This is a genomic window from Burkholderia pyrrocinia, assembly GCF_001028665.1.
Classification (GTDB): Bacteria; Pseudomonadota; Gammaproteobacteria; order Burkholderiales; family Burkholderiaceae; genus Burkholderia; species Burkholderia pyrrocinia.
On sequence record NZ_CP011503.1, the window covers coordinates 1,827,029 to 1,849,067 of the forward strand.

General features: G+C 66.3%; 24 protein-coding genes and 1 tRNA gene. 12 read left to right on the forward strand and 13 right to left on the reverse strand.

Annotated features, from left to right (window positions below; translation table 11 throughout):
* The first annotated feature begins 92 nt into the window (after window positions 1-92).
* From argJ to ABD05_RS08450, 3 genes are read left to right on the forward strand one after another with little or no spacing between them, the layout of a single operon-like run.
* A complete protein-coding gene (gene argJ / locus ABD05_RS08440; protein WP_047899726.1) occupies window positions 93-1,334 on the forward strand; it encodes a bifunctional glutamate N-acetyltransferase/amino-acid acetyltransferase ArgJ in 1,242 nt (413 codons plus the stop codon).
* Window positions 1,335-1,353: 19 nt separating this feature from the next.
* Window positions 1,354-2,223, forward strand: a complete 870-nt coding sequence (locus tag ABD05_RS08445; RefSeq protein ID WP_047899727.1) for an ATP-binding protein — start codon at window positions 1,354-1,356, stop codon at window positions 2,221-2,223.
* On the forward strand, window positions 2,220-2,663 hold the full coding sequence (locus tag ABD05_RS08450) for an NUDIX domain-containing protein (protein WP_047899728.1): 444 nt from the start codon (window positions 2,220-2,222) through the stop codon (window positions 2,661-2,663). The genes ABD05_RS08445 and ABD05_RS08450 overlap by 4 nt, the downstream gene beginning before the upstream one ends.
* Window positions 2,664-2,723: 60 nt before the next feature.
* Here ABD05_RS08450 and ABD05_RS08455 read toward each other — a convergent pair whose 3' ends face one another.
* From ABD05_RS08455 to ABD05_RS08495, 9 genes are all read right to left on the reverse strand, one after another.
* Window positions 2,724-2,924 carry a DNA gyrase inhibitor YacG gene (locus tag ABD05_RS08455; RefSeq protein ID WP_047899729.1) on the reverse strand — a complete coding sequence of 67 codons (201 nt, stop codon included), beginning with the start codon at window positions 2,922-2,924 and terminating at the stop codon, window positions 2,724-2,726.
* Window positions 2,925-2,952: 28 nt separating this feature from the next.
* A complete protein-coding gene (zapD, locus tag ABD05_RS08460) occupies window positions 2,953-3,708 on the reverse strand; it encodes a cell division protein ZapD (RefSeq protein ID WP_047899730.1) in 756 nt (251 codons plus the stop codon).
* 109 nt (window positions 3,709-3,817) lie between these two features.
* The gene (gene coaE / locus ABD05_RS08465) at window positions 3,818-4,426 is read right to left on the reverse strand and encodes a dephospho-CoA kinase (protein WP_047899731.1); all 609 of its coding nucleotides are present in this window, start codon (window positions 4,424-4,426) and stop codon (window positions 3,818-3,820) included.
* Between the two features lies 1 nt (window position 4,427).
* Complete coding sequence (locus ABD05_RS08470) at window positions 4,428-5,339, reverse strand: prepilin peptidase (protein ID WP_047899732.1); 912 nt, start codon at window positions 5,337-5,339, stop codon at window positions 4,428-4,430.
* Between the two features lie 47 nt (window positions 5,340-5,386).
* Window positions 5,387-6,592, reverse strand: a complete 1,206-nt coding sequence (locus ABD05_RS08475; protein WP_047899733.1) for a type II secretion system F family protein — start codon at window positions 6,590-6,592, stop codon at window positions 5,387-5,389.
* Window positions 6,593-6,594: 2 nt separating this feature from the next.
* Window positions 6,595-7,872: a GspE/PulE family protein gene (locus ABD05_RS08480; RefSeq protein WP_047899734.1), complete on the reverse strand. Its 1,278-nt coding sequence runs from the start codon at window positions 7,870-7,872 to the stop codon at window positions 6,595-6,597.
* Between the two features lie 83 nt (window positions 7,873-7,955).
* Window positions 7,956-9,239 carry an HlyC/CorC family transporter gene (locus tag ABD05_RS08485; RefSeq protein WP_047899735.1) on the reverse strand — a complete coding sequence of 428 codons (1,284 nt, stop codon included), beginning with the start codon at window positions 9,237-9,239 and terminating at the stop codon, window positions 7,956-7,958.
* A gap of 142 nt (window positions 9,240-9,381) precedes the next feature.
* Window positions 9,382-9,458: transfer RNA gene (locus ABD05_RS08490), tRNA-Pro, on the reverse strand.
* A gap of 181 nt (window positions 9,459-9,639) precedes the next feature.
* The gene (locus ABD05_RS08495) at window positions 9,640-10,635 is read right to left on the reverse strand and encodes a polyprenyl synthetase family protein (RefSeq protein WP_034182656.1); all 996 of its coding nucleotides are present in this window, start codon (window positions 10,633-10,635) and stop codon (window positions 9,640-9,642) included.
* 210 nt (window positions 10,636-10,845) lie between these two features.
* On the opposite strand from ABD05_RS08495, the gene rplU reads away from it, so the two are divergent.
* The 4 genes from rplU to proB all read left to right on the forward strand — a co-directional run bounded on the left by rplU (window position 10,846) and on the right by proB (window position 13,953).
* Window positions 10,846-11,157: a 50S ribosomal protein L21 gene (rplU, locus tag ABD05_RS08500; RefSeq protein WP_006025184.1), complete on the forward strand. Its 312-nt coding sequence runs from the start codon at window positions 10,846-10,848 to the stop codon at window positions 11,155-11,157.
* 24 nt (window positions 11,158-11,181) lie between these two features.
* Window positions 11,182-11,445, forward strand: a complete 264-nt coding sequence (gene rpmA, locus ABD05_RS08505) for a 50S ribosomal protein L27 (RefSeq protein WP_006476999.1) — start codon at window positions 11,182-11,184, stop codon at window positions 11,443-11,445.
* Between the two features lie 186 nt (window positions 11,446-11,631).
* Window positions 11,632-12,744 (forward strand): GTPase ObgE, encoded by a 1,113-nt coding sequence (gene obgE / locus ABD05_RS08510; RefSeq protein ID WP_047899736.1) that lies wholly within the window; start codon window positions 11,632-11,634, stop codon window positions 12,742-12,744.
* A gap of 90 nt (window positions 12,745-12,834) precedes the next feature.
* Complete coding sequence (gene proB, locus ABD05_RS08515) at window positions 12,835-13,953, forward strand: glutamate 5-kinase (protein WP_047899737.1); 1,119 nt, start codon at window positions 12,835-12,837, stop codon at window positions 13,951-13,953.
* 96 nt (window positions 13,954-14,049) lie between these two features.
* On the opposite strand, the gene ABD05_RS08520 is transcribed toward proB, so the two are convergent.
* Both ABD05_RS08520 and ABD05_RS08525 read right to left on the reverse strand, forming a co-directional pair.
* Complete coding sequence (locus ABD05_RS08520; RefSeq protein WP_047899738.1) at window positions 14,050-14,658, reverse strand: CNP1-like family protein; 609 nt, start codon at window positions 14,656-14,658, stop codon at window positions 14,050-14,052.
* A gap of 13 nt (window positions 14,659-14,671) precedes the next feature.
* On the reverse strand, window positions 14,672-15,319 hold the full coding sequence (locus tag ABD05_RS08525; RefSeq protein WP_047899739.1) for an RNA pyrophosphohydrolase: 648 nt from the start codon (window positions 15,317-15,319) through the stop codon (window positions 14,672-14,674).
* Between the two features lie 218 nt (window positions 15,320-15,537).
* Here ABD05_RS08525 and ABD05_RS08530 point away from each other — a divergent pair, with 218 nt between their 5' ends.
* Together ABD05_RS08530 and ABD05_RS08535 are read left to right on the forward strand one after the other, a co-directional pair.
* Entirely contained in the window at window positions 15,538-17,274 is a 1,737-nt protein-coding gene (locus tag ABD05_RS08530; protein WP_047899740.1) for a proline--tRNA ligase, read from the forward strand.
* 21 nt (window positions 17,275-17,295) lie between these two features.
* Window positions 17,296-17,898 (forward strand): MarC family protein, encoded by a 603-nt coding sequence (locus tag ABD05_RS08535; protein ID WP_047899741.1) that lies wholly within the window; start codon window positions 17,296-17,298, stop codon window positions 17,896-17,898.
* An 80-nt stretch (window positions 17,899-17,978) separates the two neighbouring features.
* Here ABD05_RS08535 and ABD05_RS08540 read toward each other — a convergent pair whose 3' ends face one another.
* Together ABD05_RS08540 and ffh are read right to left on the reverse strand one after the other, a co-directional pair.
* Window positions 17,979-18,530, reverse strand: a complete 552-nt coding sequence (locus ABD05_RS08540; RefSeq protein ID WP_047899742.1) for a hypoxanthine-guanine phosphoribosyltransferase — start codon at window positions 18,528-18,530, stop codon at window positions 17,979-17,981.
* A gap of 94 nt (window positions 18,531-18,624) precedes the next feature.
* Complete coding sequence (gene ffh / locus ABD05_RS08545) at window positions 18,625-19,992, reverse strand: signal recognition particle protein (protein ID WP_047899743.1); 1,368 nt, start codon at window positions 19,990-19,992, stop codon at window positions 18,625-18,627.
* 89 nt (window positions 19,993-20,081) lie between these two features.
* On the opposite strand from ffh, the gene ABD05_RS08550 reads away from it, so the two are divergent.
* From ABD05_RS08550 to ampD, 3 genes are read left to right on the forward strand one after another with little or no spacing between them, the layout of a single operon-like run.
* Window positions 20,082-20,975 (forward strand): cytochrome C assembly family protein, encoded by an 894-nt coding sequence (locus ABD05_RS08550; protein WP_047899744.1) that lies wholly within the window; start codon window positions 20,082-20,084, stop codon window positions 20,973-20,975.
* Window positions 20,976-20,988: 13 nt separating this feature from the next.
* Window positions 20,989-21,297: a PP0621 family protein gene (locus tag ABD05_RS08555; protein ID WP_047899745.1), complete on the forward strand. Its 309-nt coding sequence runs from the start codon at window positions 20,989-20,991 to the stop codon at window positions 21,295-21,297.
* Window positions 21,294-21,884, forward strand: coding sequence for a 1,6-anhydro-N-acetylmuramyl-L-alanine amidase AmpD (ampD, locus tag ABD05_RS08560; RefSeq protein WP_047899746.1), 591 nt, complete (start codon window positions 21,294-21,296; stop codon window positions 21,882-21,884). The genes ABD05_RS08555 and ampD overlap by 4 nt, the downstream gene beginning before the upstream one ends.
* Window positions 21,885-22,039 lie beyond the last annotated feature (155 nt).

Here is a 22,039-nt window from a genome sequence, read left to right on the forward strand (position 1 = left end):
GATGTGAGTTGCGGCGGCCCGCGTGCGCGGCCGCCGGTTCTTCCAATCGATGCCGGCGCGTGCCGGCATTTTCCATCCGGCAGGTGTGCCCCATGGCTGTCAATTTTCCGTCGATCGATCCCGCCCAACTGCATCCCGTCGCCGGCGTCACGCTCGGCTGGGCGGAAGCGAATATCCGCAAGCCGAATCGCAAGGACGTGCTGGTGATCTCCGTCGACGAAGGGGCGACGGTCGCGGGCGTGTTCACCGAAAACCGTTTCTGCGCCGCGCCGGTCACCGTCTGCCGCGAGCACCTGGCGAAGGTGCGCGCAGGCGGCGCGGGCATCCGCGCACTGGTCGTGAATACGGGCAATGCGAACGCGGGCACCGGCGAGCCGGGCCTCGTGAACACCCGCGAGACCTGCACGGAACTCGCACGCCTCGCGGGCATCGAGCCGGCGCAGGTGCTGCCGTTCTCGACCGGCGTGATCCTCGAGCCGCTGCCGATCGACCGCCTGAAGGCCGGCCTGCCTGCCGCGCTCGAGAACCGCAAGGCCGCGAACTGGTTTGACGCCGCGCAGGCGATCATGACGACCGACACGCTGCCGAAGGCCACGTCGCGCCAGGTTACGATCGACGGCCACACGGTCACGCTGACGGGCATCAGCAAGGGCGCCGGCATGATCAAGCCGAACATGGCAACGATGCTCGGCTTCCTCGCGTTCGATGCGAACGTCGCGCAGACGGTGCTCGACACGCTCGTGAAGGAAGTCGCCGACCGCTCGTTCAACTGCATCACGATCGACGGCGACACGTCGACAAACGACTCGTTCATCCTGATCGCGTCGGGCAAGAGCACGCTGCCCGCGATCACGTCGACCGATTCGCCGGCCTATGCGGCGCTGCGCGATGCGGTGACGGAAGTCGCCCAGGTGCTGTCGCAACTGATCGTGCGCGATGGCGAAGGCGCGACGAAATTCATGACGGTGCAGGTCGAAGGCGGCAAGAGCGTCGCCGAATGCCGCCAGATCGCGTACGCGATCGGCCATTCGCCGCTCGTGAAGACGGCCTTCTACGCATCCGACCCCAACCTCGGCCGGATTCTCGCGGCGATCGGCTACGCGGGCGTCGCGGATCTCGACGTCGGCAAGATCGACCTCTATCTCGACGACGTGCTTGTCGCGAAGGCGGGCGGCCGCAACCCGGCCTACCAGGAAGAGGACGGCCAGCGCGTGATGAAGCAGAGCGAAATCACGATCCGCGTGCTGCTCGGCCGCGGCGACGCGCAGGCCACAGTGTGGACGTGCGACCTGTCGCACGATTACGTAAGCATCAACGCGGATTACCGCTCCTGATCGGGAGCGTTCGAACGACATGGACAAGCTTGAACAGTTTCTGACGCGCGCGGAAGTGCTGCTCGGCCGCCTCGAGGGGATGCTGCCGCCCGCGCCGGCGGCCATCGACTGGAACGCCGCGCACGCGTTCCGCTGGCGCAAGCGCCAGGGGCGCGGCTACCTGCAGCCGGTGCCGGCAGTGTCGTCGATCACGCTCGGCGACCTGCACAACATCGATCGCCAGAAAGGGTTGATCGAACAGAACACGCGGCAGTTCGTGCAGCAGAAGCCGGCCAACAACGTGTTGCTGACCGGTGCGCGCGGCACCGGCAAGTCGTCGCTGATTAAGGCGTGCCTGAACGCCTATGCGAAGGACGGGCTGCGCCTGATCGAAGTCGACAAGGACGACCTGCACGATCTCGGCGACATCGTCGATCTGATCTCGCAGCGTCCGGAGCGGTTCGTCGTGTTTTGCGACGACCTGTCGTTCGAGGAAGGCGAATCGGGCTACAAGGCGCTGAAAGTCGCGCTCGACGGCTCGATTGCCGCGCAGTCGGACAACGTGCTGATCTACGCGACGTCGAACCGCCGCCATTTGCTGCCCGAGTACATGAGCGACAACGAGTCGTACAAGCATCTCCCGGATGGCGAGATTCACCCCGGCGAAGTCGTCGAGGAGAAGATCTCGCTGTCGGAGCGCTTCGGCCTGTGGGTCAGCTTCTATCCGTTCAAGCAGGACGACTACCTCGGCATCGTCGCGCACTGGCTGCGTCATTTCGGCTGCGCGGATGCGGAGATCGAGTCTGCGCGCGGCGACGCGCTCGTGTGGGCGCTCGAGCGCGGTTCGCGGTCGGGACGCGTCGCGTGGCAGTTCGCGCGTGACTGGTCGGGACGCAAGGAGCAGGCATGAGCACGGATCTCGCACAGGGCGCCGTGCGCGCGCCGGATGGCCGCAAGGTGACGGAAGTCGCGGTCGGCGTGATGGTGAAGCCGGATGGCAGCTACCTGCTCGCGCAGCGGCTGCAGGGCAAGCCGTATGAAGGCTACTGGGAGTTTCCGGGCGGCAAGCTGGAGGCCGGCGAGAGCGTCGAGGACGCGCTGGCGCGGGAACTGCACGAGGAGCTCGGCATCGTCGTCACGGCCAGCCACCGCTGGCACACGCTCGAGCACGATTATCCGCACGCGTACGTGCGGCTTTATTTCTGCAAGGTGACGGGCTGGACGGGCGAGCCGCACAGCAAGGAAGGGCAGGCGTTCGTGTGGCAGCAGTTGCCGGTCGACGTCGCGCCGCTGCTGCCGGCGGCGCTGCCGGTGCTCGAACTGCTCGAGAAGGAAGCGGCGTCGCACTGATGCCGCGTCGGCCTGCCGGAAAGGCGGGCCATATCGCCGGCGGGCGGTGCCGCGCACCGCTTAGCTGTCGGGGCGGCCGTCCGTGCCGTCTTCTTCCGACGAAGGGCCTTCGTCGGACGTACCGCCGATCCGGTACTTTTCCGCGGCCCATGCGCCGAGGTCGAGCTGCTTGCAGCGGGCCGAACAGAACGGACGGAACTGATTTTCAGGGGTCCAGCGCACTTCGGCGCCGCACGACGGGCATTTCACAACGGTAGTCATACGAAAGCGTCGATCCGGCACGCGGCCGTTACAGATTGCACAGTGTCAGGTGGAACGGTACGTCGATGTCCACCGCGCGCGGCCGTACATCGCCGTCCTGCATGGTGAACCGTACCCACAGCATGTATTTGTTCGCGCTCGCTTCGGGAATGACGCGCAATTCCGGCGGTACGCGCACCTGCATCAACTGGTACGTGCGGCCGGACAGCATCTGCTGGTAGCTGCCCTGCATCGCCATGACCTTCGACGCCTGACCCGATTCGCGCGCGAGGCGCAGTACGATCGACGCGGCGTCGCGCAGCGGCAGCATCGGCATGATCCACTTCGCGATGTCCTGGCGTCGCTGCTCGGCGGGCCATTGTTGCCACGCATAGTACGAAGGCAGGTCGAACTTGCAGGTGCCGCCGGGAATCACTGCTCGGCTGCGGATGCTGGCGAGCCACTCGTTGTCGACGAGGTGCTGCCCGGTCTTGCCTTGCATCTGCGCGAGATTCGCGAGCGTCTGCTCGATTTCGCCGAGCACGGCTTCGAGCGCGTTCTGCTCGATGCCCGGATTGCCGCGAAAGGGGGCGAGCGTCTGGCGCTGACGTTCGAGCTCCTTCATCAGATCCGATTTCAGGTCCGCGCGGCCGGTTACCTCGGCGATTTCGAACAGCGTCGTCAGCGCGACGTGGTGTTCACGCGGGTCCTCCTGAGCCAAAAAGAACGCGAAGCGCTCGAACAGGTCTTCGAGGCGCAACAGCGTGCGAATTCGCTCGTTGAACGGATACTCGTAAAGAATCAAGCGCGCTCGCCTCTTGGGTAGGGATTGAAACAATGCAGGACATTCTAATGCTCACTCTCTACCCTAGCAACGCACCAATTTCGTACGCCATCACGATTGCGCTCGAGGCTCACTGCGCGGCGGCCGCGAACCCGAGATAGCGCTGGTGCAGTGCATCGACCTGTGCGGCGAGCGCATCGGGCGCCGTCGCGTCGTTGACGATCACGTCGTCGGCCGCCGCGAGACGGGCCTCGCGCGTCGCCTGTCTTGCGATGATCGCCTCGACCTGCGCGCGCGTGAACCCGTTGCGCCGCATCACGCGCGCGATCTGCGTTTCGACCGGACAGTCGACCACGAGCACGCGATTGCTGCGTGACTTCCAGTTGCCCGACTCGACGAGCAGCGGCACGACGAACATCACGTACGGGCCCTGCGCTTCGCGCGCCTCGCGATCGGTTTCCGCGCGAATCAGCGGGTGCGTGATTGCCTCGAGGCGCCGGCGCGCGTCGTCGTCGCTGAAAATCAGTGCGCGCATCTTCGCGCGATCGAGCGAACCGTCCGCGGCAACGAAGCCGCGGCCGAACGCCTGTTCGATCGCAGGCATCGCGAGGCCGCCCGGCGCGGTGATGTGGTGGGCGATCAGATCGGTATCGACGAGCGATGCGCCGCGGGCGCCGAACAGGTCGGCGACGGTGGTTTTGCCGCTGCCGATGCCGCCGGTGAGTCCTACTGCGAACATGTCAGCCTCCGAGCGCCGCATAGAAAGGGGTGCCGAAAAACAACGTCGCGACGCCGCCCGCCGCGAGGAACGGGCCGAACGGAATCGGCTCCTCGAAGCGCATGCGGCCGCGCCAAGTCGCGACGAGCCCGACGATCGCGCCCGTCACCGCGGCGAACAGCACGACCTGCGGCAGCGCGGCCCAACCCATCCACGCGCCGAGCGCGGCGAGCAGCTTAAGGTCGCCGAAGCCGATGCCCTCGATGCCGCGCAACCATTTGAACAGCCAGTAGATCGACCACAGGAACAGGTAGCCGGCCATTGCGCCGATCACGGCCGAGCGTAGCGACGTGAACGTGCCGCCGAGATTCAGCACGAGTCCGGCCCAGAGGAGCGGCAGCGTCATCGAATCGGGCAGGTAGCCGGTGCGGATATCGATCGCGCTCATCGCCAGCAGCGCGGCGCACAGCGCGAAGGCGGCAAGCGCGGCAACGGTCGGGCCGAACGCGGCGAGCGAGCCGGCGGCGAGCAGCGCGCACGCGAGCTCGACGAGTGGATAACGGATGCCGATCGCGTGGCCGCAGCGGCGGCAGCGCCCGCGCAGCATCAGGTAGCTGACGAGGGGGATGTTTTCCCACGCGCGCAGCACGTGGCCGCAATGCGGGCATGCGCTGCGCGGGTGCCACAGATCGTAGCGCGGCGGATAGCCGTCGTCGAGGGCGGTGCCGGCGTTGCCGGTCGCTTCGTCGATCTCGGCCTGCCATGCGCGCTGCATCATCACGGGCAGCCGGTGCACGACCACGTTCAGGAAGCTGCCGACGCAAAGGCCGATGACGACCGCGAACGCATACTGCAGCGCGGGCGGCAGCATCGCCAGTGCGAGCAGCGTGCTCTCGGGCGAATCGGGAACGGCGTACAGGGGCGCGGGCGTCATGAGGCTCAAGGTTCGGACTATAAAAGGCGACAGAATCGGTTGCGATGCTACACCACGTTGCCGAGCTGAAGGATGGGCAGGTACATCGCGATCACGAGGCCGCCGACGAGTGCGCCCAATACGATCACGATCAGCGGTTCGCCGAGCGCCGCGAGCGTATCGAGGCGCGCGTCGAGCTGGCGTTCGCACAGCGCGGCGAGGTCGGCGAGCATCGTGTCGAGCGCGCCGGTCTCCTCGGCGACGGCGATCGGTTGCACGACGTCGTCCGGAAAGCAGCCCGCCGACTGCATCGCGTCGGCAAGACGCGCGCCGCGCAGCACGCGTGCCGCGATGTGCGCGGTGGCCTGCTCGAACACCGGATGGCCGGCCGTGCGCTCGAGCGTCGCGAAGGCGTCGGCGAGCGGGACGCCGGCGCCGAGCAGCGTCGCAAGCGAGCGGCACCAGCGTGCGGCGGCGAACCGCGTGAGCGCGCTGCCCGCGAGCGGGGCGTGCAGCAGGCGCCGCGCGACCGCATGGCGCAGCGGCGCCGACCGCCGAAGCGAGTGATGGGCGGCAAACCCCGTTGCTGCAGCACCGGCCACGAGCACACCGCCCCACGCCGACAGCGCGGAGGATAGCGCAAGCAGTGCGCGGGTCGGCGCCGGCAGTGCGGTGCCGAAACCGTCGAAGATCTGCCGGAACGTCGGCACGACCCACACCATCAACGCAGCCGAGATCGCGAGTGCGAACAGGATGACGGCTGCCGGATACGCGAGCGCGGCACGCAGCTTGCGCCACTGCGCGTCGGCGCGCTCGCGGTGTTCCGCGACCCGTGTCAGCACAATGCCGAGCGAGCCGGACGCTTCGCCGACTTCGATCAACTGGCGATACAGCGTGCCGAACTGCGTTGGGTAGCGTGCGAGCGCATCGGCGAAGCGCTGCCCGCCGACGATCTCGCGGGCGAGGCCCGCTGCGATGCGCGGTACGCCGTCGCGCGTGCGCGTACGCGCGAGCATCTCGAGTGACGGCGCGAGCGGCAGCCCGGCCTGCAGCAGGCTCGCGAGCTGGCGCGTGAAGCGCGTGATGTCCCGTGCGCCGGCTGTCGGCGGCCGGGCCGGCCCGCGGACGTCGAGCGACGTTACAGCGATGCCGTCGCGCGCGAGTGCGGCGCGCGCAGCCGCGGCGTCGAAGGCGATGATGGTTCCGTGGCGCGGCGTGCCGTCGCGGCGGCGGCCGCGCCATGCGAAGCGGGTTTCACGCGGCGCCGTGCGCATGCTCACGCAGCCGGTGTAGCGGCGACGGCTTCCGCGATGCTCGTCGTGCCGTCCCGGACGCGCGCGAAGGCCGCGTCGCGCAGATTGCGCACGCCTTCGGCTGCCGCGCATTGCGCGAGTTCGCCGACGCTCGCCCGCGCGACGATGCGCTCCGCCAGCTCGGGCGATACCGGCATCGTCTGATGCAGGCCGATGCGGCCGCGATAGCCGATACCGTGACATGCGGAACAGCCGCGCGCGACGAACGGCCGCCATCCGGCTGCCAGGGCCGCGGGGTCGCAGCCGGCTTCCCGCAGCGCGCGCACCGGTGCGTCCGAGTGCACGCGGCAGGCGACGCACAAGCGCCGGACGAGGCGCTGTGCGGTGACGAGGTGCAGCGCGGCCGCGAGGTTGTATGGCGCGACGCCGATGTCGAGCAGCCGCGCGACGGCGGCCGGCGCGTCGTTCGTGTGCAGTGTCGACAGCACGAGATGGCCGGTCTGCGCGGCCTTGATCGCGACGTCGGCCGTCTCCGCGTCGCGAATCTCGCCGACCATGATGATGTCCGGATCCTGCCGCAGCAACGCGCGCAGCGCCGTCGCGAACGTGAGCCCCGCCTTTTCGGCGACACCGACCTGGCTGATGCCGTCGAGCTGGATTTCGGCCGGATCCTCGACCGTGCAGACGTTGTGCGCGTCGCGATCGAGCATCTGCAGCGCGCAGTAGAGCGACAGCGTCTTGCCGCTGCCGGTCGGGCCCGTGACGAGCACGAGGCCGTGCGGTGCGCGTATCGCCGCCTCCATCGCGGCCGCCTGCTGCGCGTCGAAGCCGAGGCGGGCGAGCGTGAGATCGGGCGGCAGCGTTTCGAGGCGCCGCAGCACGAGCTTCTCGCCGAACAGCGTGGGCAGCGAACTGACGCGGTAGTCGCCGCGCGTGCCGCCGTCGATCGCGATGCGCAGCCTGCCGTCCTGCGGCAGCCGCCGCTCGGCGATGTCCATGCGCGCGAGGACCTTGATTCGTGTGACGAGCGCGTCGCGCAGGTGCAGGGGCGGCCGCGCATGTTCGTGCAGCACGCCGTCGATGCGCAGCCGGATGCGCCAGCCGGCTTCGAACGGTTCGACGTGGATGTCGGATGCGTCGCGCACGCGTGCCGCGTGAAGCGTGTCGGTCAGCAGCCGCACGGCCGGTGCGTCGTCGAGCTGGGCCGCGTCGAGCGCGGGTGGTGCGGCGGCGGGCGACGCATCGGAGTGGACGGGCGTCGGCTGCGTGCGCAGCGGCGCCCCGGGAGGAGGGAAATGCATGTGAGCCGGCGCGCAGGCCGCCTGTTGAACGTGACCTGCAGATGGTCGCGCGTCGCGGGCGGCGCCGGCAGTCGGCCGTTCGGCTAGCGCAGGGCGGTGCGCGTGCCGCGCGGCTTGAAGAGCTTGACGGTGCGCACGGCCTGGTCGTCGCTGCGCATCACCTCGAGCATCACGTCGCCGATTTTCAGGCACACATCGTCTTCCGGAATTTCCTCGAGGACTTCGAGAATCAGCCCGTTCAGCGTCTTCGGCCCGTTGGTCGGCAGCTTCAGGTGCAGCCAGCGGTTCAGTTCGCGCAGCGGCATGCCGGCCGAGACGATGCATTCACCGTTCTCGTCCCAGCCGCCCGCGCGTTCGCTGCGCGGCATCGACGTCGTGAATTCGCCGATCAGCTCCTCGATGATGTCTTCGGGCGTGACGAGCCCTTCGAGCTCGCCGTATTCGTTGACGACGAGCGCGGTACGCTGCCGGGTCTCCTGGAAATACTGGAGCTGCTGAACCACCGGCGTGCCCGATGGCACATAGTACGGTTCGGCGAGCAGCGAGCGCAGCGTTTCGCGGTCGAACTCCTGGTTGTGCAGCGCGGTCAGCGTCTTGCGCACGTGCAGCACGCCGAGCACCTTGTCGATGTCGCCCTCGTAGACGACGAGCCGGTTGTGATAGCAGGTTTCGAGCTCGTGCAGGATGTCGTCGAGAGGCGCGTAGAAGTTGAGCGACTCGATCTGGCGGCGCGGCACCATCACGTCGTCGACCGTGATGTTCTCGAGGTCGAACAGGTTGAGCAGGATGCTGCGGTGCTTGGTCGGCATGAAACTGCTCGACTCGAGCACGATGGCCCGCAACTCGTCGGCCGACATCCGCTGGTCGCGGCCCTTCTTCGTGTTGATGCGCAGCACCCATAGCACGCCGTTCGCGAGTGCGTTGACGAACCAGACGACCGGCTTGAACACACGCATCAACGGCGCGATCACGAGGCTCGCGGGCAAGGCGATGCGCTCGGGGAAGGTTGCGCCGACGATCTTCGGTGCGATTTCCGCGAACACGATGATCAGGAACGCGACGATGCCGGTCGCGATCGACAGCGCGAGGTTGTTGCGGCCGAACGTATGGAGTGCGAGCGACGTCGTCAGGACCGGGATGATCGTGTTGAACAGGTTGTTGCCGATCAGGATCACGCTGAGCAGCAGGTCAGTACGCGTGAGTAGCCCCTGGGTGGTCTTCGCGCCGAGCGCACCCTGGCCGGCGAGATGCTTCAGCCGATGGCGATTGAGCGCCATCATCGCAGTCTCGGAAATGGAAAAGAAGCTGGAACAGAGGAGAAGCAGGAAGACGGCGCCGATTTGCGCCCATAAGGGAATTTGGTCCACGCGTCGGAAAGGGCAGTGAAGGACAGGGATGGAGGGAATATAGCAGAGGCCGGCGACCGCGATGTGTCGTGCGCGACACGATGGGCCCGCAGCGGCTGGACGAAAAAAAACCGTGCACATGGTGCACGGTTTTTTACAAATCTGGTCGGGGTGAGAGGATTCGAACCTCCGGCCTCTACGTCCCGAACGTAGCGCTCTACCAGGCTAAGCTACACCCCGATTTGGACTCTTCCGATTTCGTAGTCTTCTTCAAGACCGCTGCGTCGTCGAGCAAGAACATAACTATAACGACGTTTCTTCGAAAATGGAATACCTTGGCGAAGAAATTTTTCGAGACACGGGAATCGCACCGTGTCGAACGTGCGTCGTCGCAGCAGTGCCGACGACGCACGTTATGCGTTTACGACTGTCGCGACGTCGAGTACGAGCACAGCGCGAGCAGGCTCTCCTTGTAGATCGAATCGGGAAACGCGGCGATCGCTGCCGCGGCCGCCTGCGCTTCCTGACGTGCGCATTCGAGCGTGTGATCCAGCGCGCCCGAGCGCGTGATCGCTTCGAAAATCGTGTCGAAGCGATCGGTGCCGCCTTGCTCGATCGCCTCGCGTGCAAGCGCCGACTGTTCGGGCGTGCCGCGTTCGATCAGATAGATGAGCGGCAACGTCGGCTTGCCTTCACGCAGGTCGTCGCCGGCATTCTTGCCCATCGCCTCGACGGTGCCCGCGTAGTCGAGCCAGTCGTCCATGATCTGGAACGCGGTGCCGATCCGGCGGCCGTATTCGGCGGCGGCGGCTTCGGTCGGCGCATCGGCGCCTGCGAGCACCGCGCCGAGGCGTGCCGACGCCTCGAACAGCTTGGCCGTCTTGTAGCGGATCACCTGCATGTAGCGCGTTTCGTCGACGTCCGCGTCGTGCATGTTGAGGAGCTGCAGCACCTCGCCTTCGGAAATGATCGTCGTCGCTTCCGACAGGATCTCCATCACGCGCATCTTGCCGACGCCGACCATCATCTCGAACGAGCGCGAATAGAGGTAGTCGCCTACCAGTACGCTCGCCGCGTTGCCGAACAGCGCGTTGGCGGTCTGGCGGCCGCGGCGCAGCTCGGATTCGTCGACGACGTCGTCATGCAGCAGCGTGGCCGTGTGGATGAACTCGACGACGGCGGCCAGCACGTGCCGCTGGTGCGACGTTTCGCCGAGCGCGCCGGCGACGAGCAGCAGCAACGCCGGACGCAGCCGCTTGCCGCCCGCGCCGATGATGTACTCGGCGATCTGGTTGATCAGCAGCACGTCGGACGCGAGGCTTTGCCGGATAACGCGATTCACCTGCTCCATGTCGCTGGTGATCGGGGCGAGCAGGTGGGCGGCGCTGAGGGTGGGGGAGGCGGTGGACGACGACATGATGATCGAATTGGGTGATGCCGCGGATTATAAGTCGAATCCGAGATCTCCCGGTCTGTCGCACGCGCCGCCGCAGCGATTTTGGCCGTCCGGCAGAGGCCCGCGCGCGGCAATCGTCGATCGGTTTTGACTTCGGTGCTAACCCCATGTATAATCACGTGTTTTCCGCGCGTGGTGTGCGGAAAATTTGGATCCAGAGTGAGGTTCTCAATGTACGCGGTCATAAAAACCGGCGGCAAGCAGTACAAGGTTGCCGTTGGCGAAAAACTCAAAGTAGAACAGATACCGGCTGACATTGACGCTGAAATCACGCTCGACCAGGTTCTCGCAGTGGGCGAAGGCGAATCGATTAAGTTCGGTACGCCGCTGGTCAGTGGGGCTTCCGTCAAGGCCACCGTTGTGTCGCACGGTCGTCATGCCAAGGTCACCATCTTCAAGATGCGTCGCCGGAAGCACTACCAAAAGCACGGCGGCCACCGCCAGAACTACACTGAGCTGCGCATCGACGCGATCAACGCGTAAGCGCCTCGGTAAAGGAGCAATCAGATGGCACACAAAAAGGCAGGCGGCTCTTCCCGGAACGGCCGCGACTCCGAGTCGAAACGTCTCGGCGTGAAGGTGTACGGCGGCCAGGCAATCAATGCCGGCGGCATCATCGTGCGTCAGCGCGGCACGCGCATGCACGCAGGCGAGAACGTCGGCATGGGCAAGGATCACACCCTGTTCGCGCTGGTCGACGGTCACGTGAAGTTCGCGACGAAGGGCGCGGACAAGAAGCATCTGGTCATCGTTGTCCCGGCGGCTGCCTAACCAGGCACCCACGGGCTTCGTAGCCGAAAGGCCCCGCAGTCTTCGCGGGGCCTTTTTTTATTTGGCCGCCGGGCGCATGTGCGCTCCGGCGACCGTCGCGCAACCGGCGTACGATCGGCCGAACGGCAGATTGTTCAAGCGCGCCGGCGCGCGGCACAATAGTGGAAATACTGGGCGGAGTGACGAATGAAGTTCATTGACGAAGCACGAATCGAAGTCATCGCCGGCGACGGAGGCGATGGCAGCGCGTCGATGCGCCGCGAGAAATTCGTCCCGTTCGGCGGGCCGGACGGCGGCGACGGCGGCCGGGGCGGTAGCGTCTACGCGATCGCCGACCGCAACATCAACACGCTGATCGACTATCGTTACGCGAAGAAGCACCTGGCGCGCAACGGCGAAAACGGTCGCGGCTCGGATTGCTACGGCAAGGGCGGTGACGACGTCACGCTGCGCATGCCGGTCGGCACGATCATCAACGACATGGATACCGGCGAGCTGATCGCCGACCTGACCGAGCACGACCAGCAGGTGATGCTCGCACAGGGTGGCTCCGGCGGCCTCGGCAACCTGCATTTCAAGTCGAGCACGAACCGCGCGCCGCGCCAGAAGACGGACGGCAAGCCCGGCGAGCGGCGCATGCTGAGGCTCGAGCTGAAGGTGCTCGCCGATGTCGGCCTGCTCGGCATGCCGAATGCGGGCAAGTCGACGTTCATTTCGTCGGTGTCGAACGCGAGACCGAAGATCGCCGACTACCCGTTCACGACGCTCGCGCCGAATCTCGGCGTGGTGCGCGTCGGTCCGAGCAAGAGCTTCGTGATCGCCGACATCCCGGGGCTGATCGAGGGCGCCGCCGAAGGTGCGGGCCTCGGGCATCAGTTCCTGCGTCACCTGCAGCGCACCGGCGTGCTGCTGCATCTTGTCGATCTCGCGCCGTTCGACGAAAGCGTCGATCCGGTCGCGGAAGCGACCGCGATCGTCGGCGAGCTGCGCAAGTACGACGAGGCGCTCTACGAGAAGCCGCGCTGGCTCGTGCTGAACAAGCTCGACATGGTGCCGGAAGACGAGCGCGAGGCGCGCGTCGCGGATTTCCTCGACCGCTTCGGTTGGGACGGCCCCGTGTTCGAGATTTCGGCGTTGACGGGCCAGGGCTGCGAAGCGCTGTGCTACGCGATCTACGACTACCTGTCCGAGCATTCGGACGCGCATCGCGCGGCGGAAGCGGAAGATCTCGCGGCGGACGTGCGCTTCCGCGATGCGCCGCCTGCGAACGGCGGTGCAGCACCGGGCGACGACGCCTGAGCGGTTCCGGAACGCGCCGGGCGTGCCGCCCGGCGTCGGCGTTCAATCGCGCCCGGCCGGGCAGGCATCAGATACAGGAGACAGTGCAGGATGCGTTCGATCATCGCGGATTCGAAGCGATTGGTGGTGAAGGTGGGCTCCAGCCTCGTGACCAACGACGGCAAAGGGCTCGATCATGCTGCAATCGGCCGCTGGGCTGCCCAGATCGCCGCACTGCGCGCTCAGGGCAAGGAAGTCGTGCTCGTCAGTTCGGGTGCAATTGCCGAAGGGATGCAGCGGCTCGGCTGGAGCAAGCGACCGCGGGAAATCGACGAGCTGCAGGCCGCCGCCGCAGTCGGCCAGATGGGGCTCGCGCAGGTCTATGAGAGCCGCTTCACCGAACACGACATCCGCACCGCGCAGATCCTGCTCACGCACGCCGACCTGGCGGACCGCGAGCGCTACCTGAATGCGCGCTCGACGCTGCTCACGCTACTGCGGCTCGGCGTTGTCCCGATCATCAACGAGAACGACACGGTCGTTACCGACGAAATCAAGTTCGGCGACAACGATACACTCGGTGCGCTCGTCGCGAACCTGATCGAAGGCGATGCGCTGATCATCCTGACCGACCAGTCGGGGCTGTTTACGGCGGATCCGCGCAAGGATCCGAACGCGACGCTCGTTGCCGAGGCCAACGCGGGCGCGCCGGAACTCGAGGCGATGGCGGGCGGCGCGGGCTCGAGCCTCGGCCGCGGCGGGATGCTGACGAAGATCCTCGCGGCGAAGCGTGCGGCGCACAGCGGCGCGAACACCGTGATCGCGAGCGGCCGGGAGTCAGACGTGCTCGTGCGTCTGGCGGCCGGCGAGGCGATCGGCACGCAACTGATCGCGCGTACGGCGCGGATGGCGGCGCGCAAGCAATGGATGGCCGACCACCTGCAGGTGCGCGGCCATGTCGTGATCGACGCGGGCGCGGTCGAGAAACTGACGGCTGGCGGCAAGAGCCTGCTGCCGATCGGCGTGACCGACGTGCAGGGCGCGTTCGCGCGCGGCGAGGTGATCGCGTGTGTCGGCCCCGACGGGCGCGAAGTGGCGCGCGGGCTGACGAACTACAGCAGCTCGGAAACGAAGCTGATTCAGCGCAAGCCGAGCGGCGAGATCGAGAGCGTGCTCGGCTACATGTTGGAGCCTGAATTGATCCACCGCGACAACCTCGTGCTGGTGTGATTGCCCGTTCCGGTTCAGGTAGCCAAATAAAAAAGCCCGCGTGACGCGGGCTTTTTTCATGCGGCGGGGCGGGCAGGCGGCCCGTACCGTACGCCGTCAGCGCAACTGGCTCATCGCGGTGCGGTGAAACCGGATGTTCTCCAGGATCTGTTGGGTCGAGCCCTGCGGCATCTTGTTCGCGCAGAAGTAGTCCTGATAAAGCGACGAGTGGTACGCATTCAGTTCGCCGTTCTCGATGCGCCGCCAGTCGTTCTCGACCGTGCGGTCCCAGCCGTCGTGATCCGAATTCAGGCCGGCGTACTGGCGCCATTCGTAGGTGTCGCAGCGGATGCCTTCGTAGTTCACATTGCGCGCGCCGGCCGGGCTCGTGATGACGACGGCGTAGCGCACGACACCATCGGTGCCGACCGCGAGCGACTTCGCGTCGACGAAGAACTTGAGCGGCGTGTTCTGCGATACGTTGAACGGCAGCAGGTCGCCTGTCTGCGGCATAGGCGGCAGCGTGTCGACCGTGTTTTCCTTCCAGGTACCCTGGCGATCCAGCAGATACACGAACTCGCTGTCATCCTTGTTGGTCGGCGTCTTCGAATTCGCGCAACCGGCCAGCGTGGCCGCCGCGGCAATCGATGCGAGCGCGAGAGCAATCGCTTTCAATATGCATTCCTCGTAAAAAAAGGGCGCGACACCAAGGTCGCGCCCGGTCATGCAGTCCGACTCGTCATTTGCCGACGATCACGTGGGGCGGCATCGCGTCGAGCGTGCTCGCTTCCACTTCGATCTCCGAACAGACTACCGATGTGTCGACAATCGTCAACGTCTGCTGGGCCTGTGCGCCAATGACGCGCGGATAGCGCGACAGACGCGGCCCGCGCGGCTTTTCGGCTCGCTGCGCCGGGCGGCGCAGGAAGCGCGACAGTTCCGTCAGCGCCAACTGATAGACATCCCGCTTGAACTCGATCACCGCATCGAGCGGCACCCAGTACTCGTTCCAGCGCCACGCATCGAACTCCGGGTGATCGGTCGCGCGCAAGCAAATGTCGCAATCGCGTCCAACCATCCGCAGCAGGAACCAGATCTGTTTCTGGCCGCGGTAATGACCGCGTACTTCGCGTTTGATGAACTTGTCAGGCACCTCGTAACGCAACCAGTCGCGAGTGCGGCCGATTATCTTGACGTGTTCCGGATGCAGGCCCGTTTCCTCGTGCAGTTCCCGGTACATCGCCTGCATGGGGGTCTCGCCGTACTTGATCCCACCTTGAGGAAACTGCCAGGAGTGCTCGCGGAGCCGCTTGCCCCAAAACACCTCGTTGCGCGCGTTCAAGAGGATGATGCCGACGTTCGGGCGAAAGCCTTCACGATCCAGCATACAACCACCTTCGAATCCTTTAAAATTGCTTTGATTATAAACAGATAACGGGCGCTGCGCACCGTGACGGAGCGAATCCGCGCGGGGCGCGCCGGCTGAATTGTCCCTGATTAGTCTGCTACGTCATCTGCGCCATCGTCGTTCGTCGCGCGCAGCTTTTTCACCTTGAAACTTTTTCGGGCGCCCCGCCTGGGGGCGCCGTTTTTGGAACCGTCCGCATGAAAGCTTCCCGTTTCTTTATCGGCACCCTGAAAGAAGCACCCGCCGACGCAGAGATCGTCAGCCACAAGCTGATGGTACGCGCCGGCATGATCCGTCGCGTCGCCGGCGGCATCTATAACTACCTGCCGGTCGGCCTGCGTTCGATTCGCAAGGTCGAGGCGATCGTGCGCGAGGAAATGAACCGGGCGGGCGCCATCGAGCTGCTGATGCCGGCCGTGCAGCCGGCCGAGCTGTGGCAGGAATCGGGCCGCTGGGAACAGTACGGCCCCGAGCTGCTGCGCTTCAAGGACCGCAAGGACAACGACTTCGTGATCGGGCCGACGCACGAGGAAGTCATCACCGACATCGCACGCAACCAGATCAAGAGCTACCGGCAGATGCCGGTGAACTTCTACCAGATCCAGACGAAGTTCCGCGACGAGATCCGGCCGCGCTTCGGCGTGATGCGCGGCCGCGAATTCATCATGAAGGACGCGTATTCGTTCGACAAGGATGCAGCGGGCCTGAACGAGTCGTATCGCAAGATGTACGACGCGTACGTGCGCATCTTCACGCGCCTCGGCCTCGAATTCCGTGCGGTCGCGGCCGACAGCGGCTCGATCGGCGGCAACTTCTCGCACGAGTTCCACGTGATCGCCGACACCGGCGAGGACGCGATCGCCTACTGCCCGACGTCCGAGTTCGCGGCGAACATCGAGGCGGCCGAAGCGCTGCCGCTGATTGCCGAGCGCGCTGCGCCGGCCGAAGCGATGGAAAAGGTCGCGACGCCCGGCAAGGCGAAGTGCGAAGCCGTTGCCGAACTGCTGGCCATCCCGCTCGAGCGCACGATCAAGTCGATCGTGCTCGCGACCGACAACGAAGGCGCCGAGCCGACCATCTGGCTCGTGATGCTGCGCGGCGACCACGACCTGAACGAGATCAAGGTGTCGAAGCTGCCGGGCCTGAAGAACCACCGCTTCGCGACCGAGCAGGAAATCGTCGAGTGGTTCGGCACGCCGCCGGGCTACCTCGGCCCGGTCGGCACGAAGAAGCCCGTCAAGGTGATCGCGGACCGCACGGTCGCGAACATGAGCGACTTCGTCGTCGGCGCGAACGAGGTCGACTATCACATCGCGGGCGTGAACTGGGGCCGCGACCTGCCGGAGCCGGACGTCGCCGACGTGCGCGACGTGCAGAAGGGCGACCCGTCGCCGGACGGCAAGGGCGTGATCGACATCTGCCGCGGCATCGAGGTCGGCCACGTGTTCCAGCTCGGCACCAAGTACTCGGAAGCGATGGGCGCGACGTTCCTCGACGAGTCGGGCAAGCCGCAGCCGATGCTGATGGGCTGCTACGGCGTCGGCGTCACGCGCATTCTCGGCGCGGCGATCGAACAGAACTTCGACGATCGCGGCATCATCTGGCCCGAGTCGATCGCGCCGTTCGAGGTCGTGCTGTGCCCGATGGGCTATGACCGCAGCGAAATGGTCCGCGAGACCGCCGACAAGCTGTACGCGGAACTCGCCGCGGCCGGCATCGACGTGATCCTCGACGATCGCGGCGAGCGCCCGGGCGTGATGTTCGCCGACTGGGAACTGATCGGCGTGCCGCATCGCCTCGTGATCGGCGAGCGCGGCCTGAAGGAAGGCAAGATCGAGTACCAGGGCCGCCGCGACGCCGAAGCGACGCTGCTGCCGGCCGACGCGGCTGCGGCGACGGTCGCGGAGAAGATCCGCGCCGCGCTCGCGCACTAAGCACGGCGACCGGGGGACACGATGGAATACACGTTCCTGTCGGCCACCGTGCTCCTGGTGCTGATCACCGATCCGCTCGGCAACATCCCGCTGTTCATTACGGCGATGCGGGATGTGCCGCGCGAACGGCGCGTGAAGCTGATCCTGCGTGAAGTGGGGATCGCGTTCGTGATCCTGCTGTTCTTCATGGTGGTCGGCGACCGCTTCCTGCGGATGATGAACCTCACCGACCTGTCGTTGCGGCTCGGCGGCGGGATCGTGCTGTTCCTGATCGCGCTGCGGATGATCTTCCCGCATCCGGACGGCGCGCTCGGCAGCGATCCGCGTGCGGGCGGCGAACCGTTCATCGTGCCGCTCGCGATTCCGGCACTTGCCGGGCCGTCGGCGCTCGCGACGGTGATGCTGCTGACGTCGCAGGCGCCGGGCAAGATGCTCGAGTGGGTCGGCGCGCTGACGGTCACGATGATCGTCTGCGCGATCACGCTGGTGCTGGCCGAACGGATTCAGCAGTGGCTCGGCGAGCGGACGGTCGCGGCGTTCGAGCGGCTGATGGGCCTTGTGCTCGTCGCGATTTCGGTCGAGATGCTGCTGGCCGGCATCCGCGCGTTCGTGCACCAGCTGTAGGGCGGCGCGCGCACGAAAAAAAGCGGCGCTCCGGGAAACCGGAGCGCCGCTTTCTATTTATACGGCGGGCAGGGCGGCGATCAGACGTTCGTGGTCAGCGCGCGGATCGTCGGCAGGTTGCGCCAGTAGCCCTTCGCATCCATCCCGCAGCCGAACACGTAGCGGTCCGGCACCGAGAAGCCGCAGAAGTCGGGGTGCAGCGGTTTGGCCTTCGCGAGCGTCTTCTCGCACAGCACGGCCGACATGAAACGCTGCGCGCCCATGTCGAGGATGCGGTCGCGGATCGCGGCCATCGTCTCGCCTTCGTCGAGGATGTCGTCGAGCACGAGCACGATGCGGTCCTTCACCGATTCGCGGGGTGCCACGCGCCAGTGCATCTCGGGGCTGCCCTGCGTCGTGTTGCGGTAGCGGGTCAGGTGGATGTAGTCGAATTCGAGCGGGAAATCGAGATGCGGCAGCAGCATCCCGGTAAACACCGCGGCGCCGCCCATCACCGAGAGAACGAGCGGGAACGCATCGCCGATCTCGGCGCGGATCGCGTCGGCCATCCGGGCGATCGACGCATTGACGGCGTCGGCCGAGACGATCTCTTCGGAGTGGTCGAAAATGTGGAGGGCTTCTTCGCGGTTCATGTGTTCTGGCGGGCAGTCGGTATACAAATAAGAATGAAGCAGAACGGACGGCGCGCGCTACAGCAAAAACCCGCGCGCCGGCCGACGGGCGGAATCAGCGCATGCCGGGCATCATGCCCTTCAGGCCGCGCATCATCTTCTGCATGTTGCCGCCCTTCAGCTTCTTCATCATCGTACGCATCTGGTCGTACTGGTTCAGCATCCGGTTGACTTCCTGCACCGGCACGCCCGCGCCGGCCGCAATGCGGCGCTTGCGCGTCGCCTTGATGATTTCGGGTTTCGCGCGCTCGGCGGGCGTCATCGAGCTGATGATCCCTTCCATCCGGCGGATCTGCTTCTCGGCCTGGCCCATGTCGGCGCCGGCCGCCGCCTGCTGGAATTGCGCGGGCAGCTTGTCCATCAGCGACGACAGGCCGCCCATGTTCTTCATCTGCGAGATCTGCGCGCGGAAGTCGTTCAGGTCGAAGTCGCCGCCTTTCTTGACCTTGTCGGCGAGCTTCTGCGCGGCCTGCACGTCGACGCCTCGCTGCGCTTCCTCGACGAGCGCGAGGATGTCGCCCATGCCGAGGATCCGGTTCGCCATCCGGTCGGGGTGGAACACCTCGAGGCCGTCGAGCTTCTCGGCGACGCCGACGAACTTGATCGGCTTGCCCGTGATGTGGCGCACCGACAGCGCGGCGCCGCCGCGCGAATCGCCGTCGAGCTTGGTCAGCACGACGCCGGTGAGCGGCAGCGTGTCGTTGAACGCCTTCGCGGTGTTGACCGCATCCTGGCCGAGCATCGCGTCGACGACGAACAGCGTTTCGGCCGGCTTCAGCGTGCCGTGCAGCGCGGCGATTTCCTGCATCATCGCCTCGTCGATGCCGAGGCGGCCGGCCGTGTCGACGATCAGCACGTCATGGTAGTGGCGCTTCGCCCAGTCGACGGCCGCGATCGCGATGTCGACGGGCTTCTGGTCCGGCGTCGACGGGAAGAAGTCGGCGCCGACCTGTTCGCTCACCGTTTTCAACTGCATGATCGCGGCCGGGCGATACACGTCGCACGACACGGTCAGCACCTTCTTCTTGTACTTCTCGCGCAGCAGCTTCGCGAGCTTGCCGACGGTCGTGGTCTTGCCCGCACCCTGCAGGCCGGCCATCAGGATCACGGCGGGCGGCGTGACCGCGAGGTTCAGCTCGGCGGCCTTGCCTTCGTAGTCGCCGCCGATCACGGCGGTCAGTTCCTTCTGGACCACGCCGACGAGCGCCTGACCCGGCGACAGGCTGCTGATCACTTCTTCGCCGAGCGCCTTTTCCTTGACCTTGGCGATAAATTCGCGGACGACCGGCAGCGAGACGTCGGCCTCCAGCAGCGCGAGACGCACCTCGCGGAGCATCTCCTGCGTGTTCGCCTCGGTGAGGCGGGCCTCGCCGCGCAGCGTCTTGACGACGCGCGCCATCCGTTGAGTGAGATTGTCGAGCATGGGGAGCGATGGACAGTGGGGCCCGAAGGCGCGGCGGAACCGAATAAAGGGAGCCGTCGCGGGAAGGGGGCCTAGTGTAAACTTCGAACATGGATATTGTACTGTATGCCCTCACCGCATTCCTGTACGGCGGCCTCGCCGTCGCAGGCTGGCGCACGCACCGCCAGGGCGCGACGCCGCTCGTCGCGAGCGTGCCGGCCGTGCCGGTTCCCGCGTCCGCCGCGTCCGGGATGAGCGGGGCCGGTCGCGCGCTGCTGTTCGCCGCGCTCGTCGCGCATGGCGTGCTGCTCCACACGACGATTTTTCCGAACGACGCGATGGTGTTCGGCTTCGCGTTCGCGCTGTCCGCGATGTTCTGGCTCGGCGCCGGCATCTACTGGATCGAGAGCTTTTTCTTCCCGCTCGACAGCCTGCGCCTGCTGGTGCTGCCGCTTGCGTGCGGCGCGTCGCTGCTGCCGCTCGTGTTCGGCGGCGTGCGGGTGCTTCCTTATGCCGCAGCACCGCTGTTCAAGCTGCACTTCCTGATCGCGAACATCGCGTACGGCCTGTTCGCGATCGCCGCGCTGCACGCGATCCTGATGCTGATGGTCGAGCGGCGCCTGCAATCGCTGCGCAACGGCGGGCGCGACGGCTCGACGGGCTGGATCGCGAGCTGGCTCGAAACGCTGCCGCCGCTGCTCACGCTCGAGAAGCTGCTGTTCCGCCTGATCGGCGCCGGCTTCGTGCTGCTCACGCTGACGCTCGCGTCGGGCATCCTGTTCAGCGAGCAGGTCGACGCGCGCGCGCTGCGGCTCGATCACAAGACCGTGTTCGCGATCCTGTCGTGGCTGATGTTCGGCGGCCTGCTGGTCGCCCGCAAGACGTCGGGCTGGCGCGGGCGCGGCGCCGCGCGCTGGGTGCTCGTGTCGTTCGCCGCGCTGCTGCTCGCGTATGTCGGCAGCCGGTTCGTTTTCGAGGTGCTGCTGCACCGTTCCGTGGTTTGACCGCAGGTTTCCGATGCGACAGATTCTTCTCCTGATTCTTCTCTTCTTCGCCGGCTCGTGGCTCGCGCGCAAGGTGCGCCAGGCCCAGGAGCACGCGCAGGCGCGCAGCGGCCGCGGCGCGGGTGACGACGGCGCGCCGGGTGCCGGCGCTGCGCGCCCGAATGGCAACGCGCGGTCGCTGCCCGAACCGATGGTGCGCTGCGCCGAATGCGGCGTGCATGCACCGAAGGGCGACGCCGTCGCCGCGGGCGGCGAATACTTCTGCAGCGCCGAGCACGCACAGCGCCACGCCGCGCGCGCGAGCGGTCACGACGCACGATGAGCGACGCGCCGCCGTTGTCGGTCGACGCGAACGGCTGGGTGCGCGAAGCGCGCCATGCACCGTCGCCGAACTTCGAGGCGCGGCCCGCGGGTGCGGTGCCGACGCTCGTGGTCGTCCACAATATCAGCCTGCCGCCCGGCGAATTCGGCGGCGACGCGATCGAGGCGCTGTTCCTGAATCGCCTCGATTGCGATGCACACCCCTATTACCAGAGCCACCTGCGCGGCGTGCGCGTGTCCGCGCACTTCCTGATCCGCCGCAGCGGCGAACTCGTGCAGTTCGTGTCGTGCGACGAGCGCGCGTGGCATGCGGGCTCGTCCGAATTCTTCGGCCGGCCGCGCTGCAACGACTTCTCGATCGGCATCGAGCTCGAAGGCGCGGACGACGTGCCGTTTGACGACGCGCAGTACGCGATGCTCGCCGCGCTCTCCCGTGCGCTCGCCGCACGTTATCCGGTCGACGCATTCGCGGGGCACTCGGACGTCGCGCCGGGCCGCAAGACCGACCCGGGCCCGCACTTCGATTGGCAACGCTTCGCGAGCGATGCCGGTTTTTCCGCCGGATACTTTCCTTTCCGTCAGCACTGATCGCGGGGTTTTTTGATCGGAGAAAGTTTTTTCTCCGACCAATGCCTTGTCGTGTCGGCGCGTGAGCGATGTCAAGACCTTCACCGCAAATTATCCGTTTGGACGTCGTCCGAATGTCCACTATACTTGGTGCCAGTTGAGCAGTTCTGCACTAG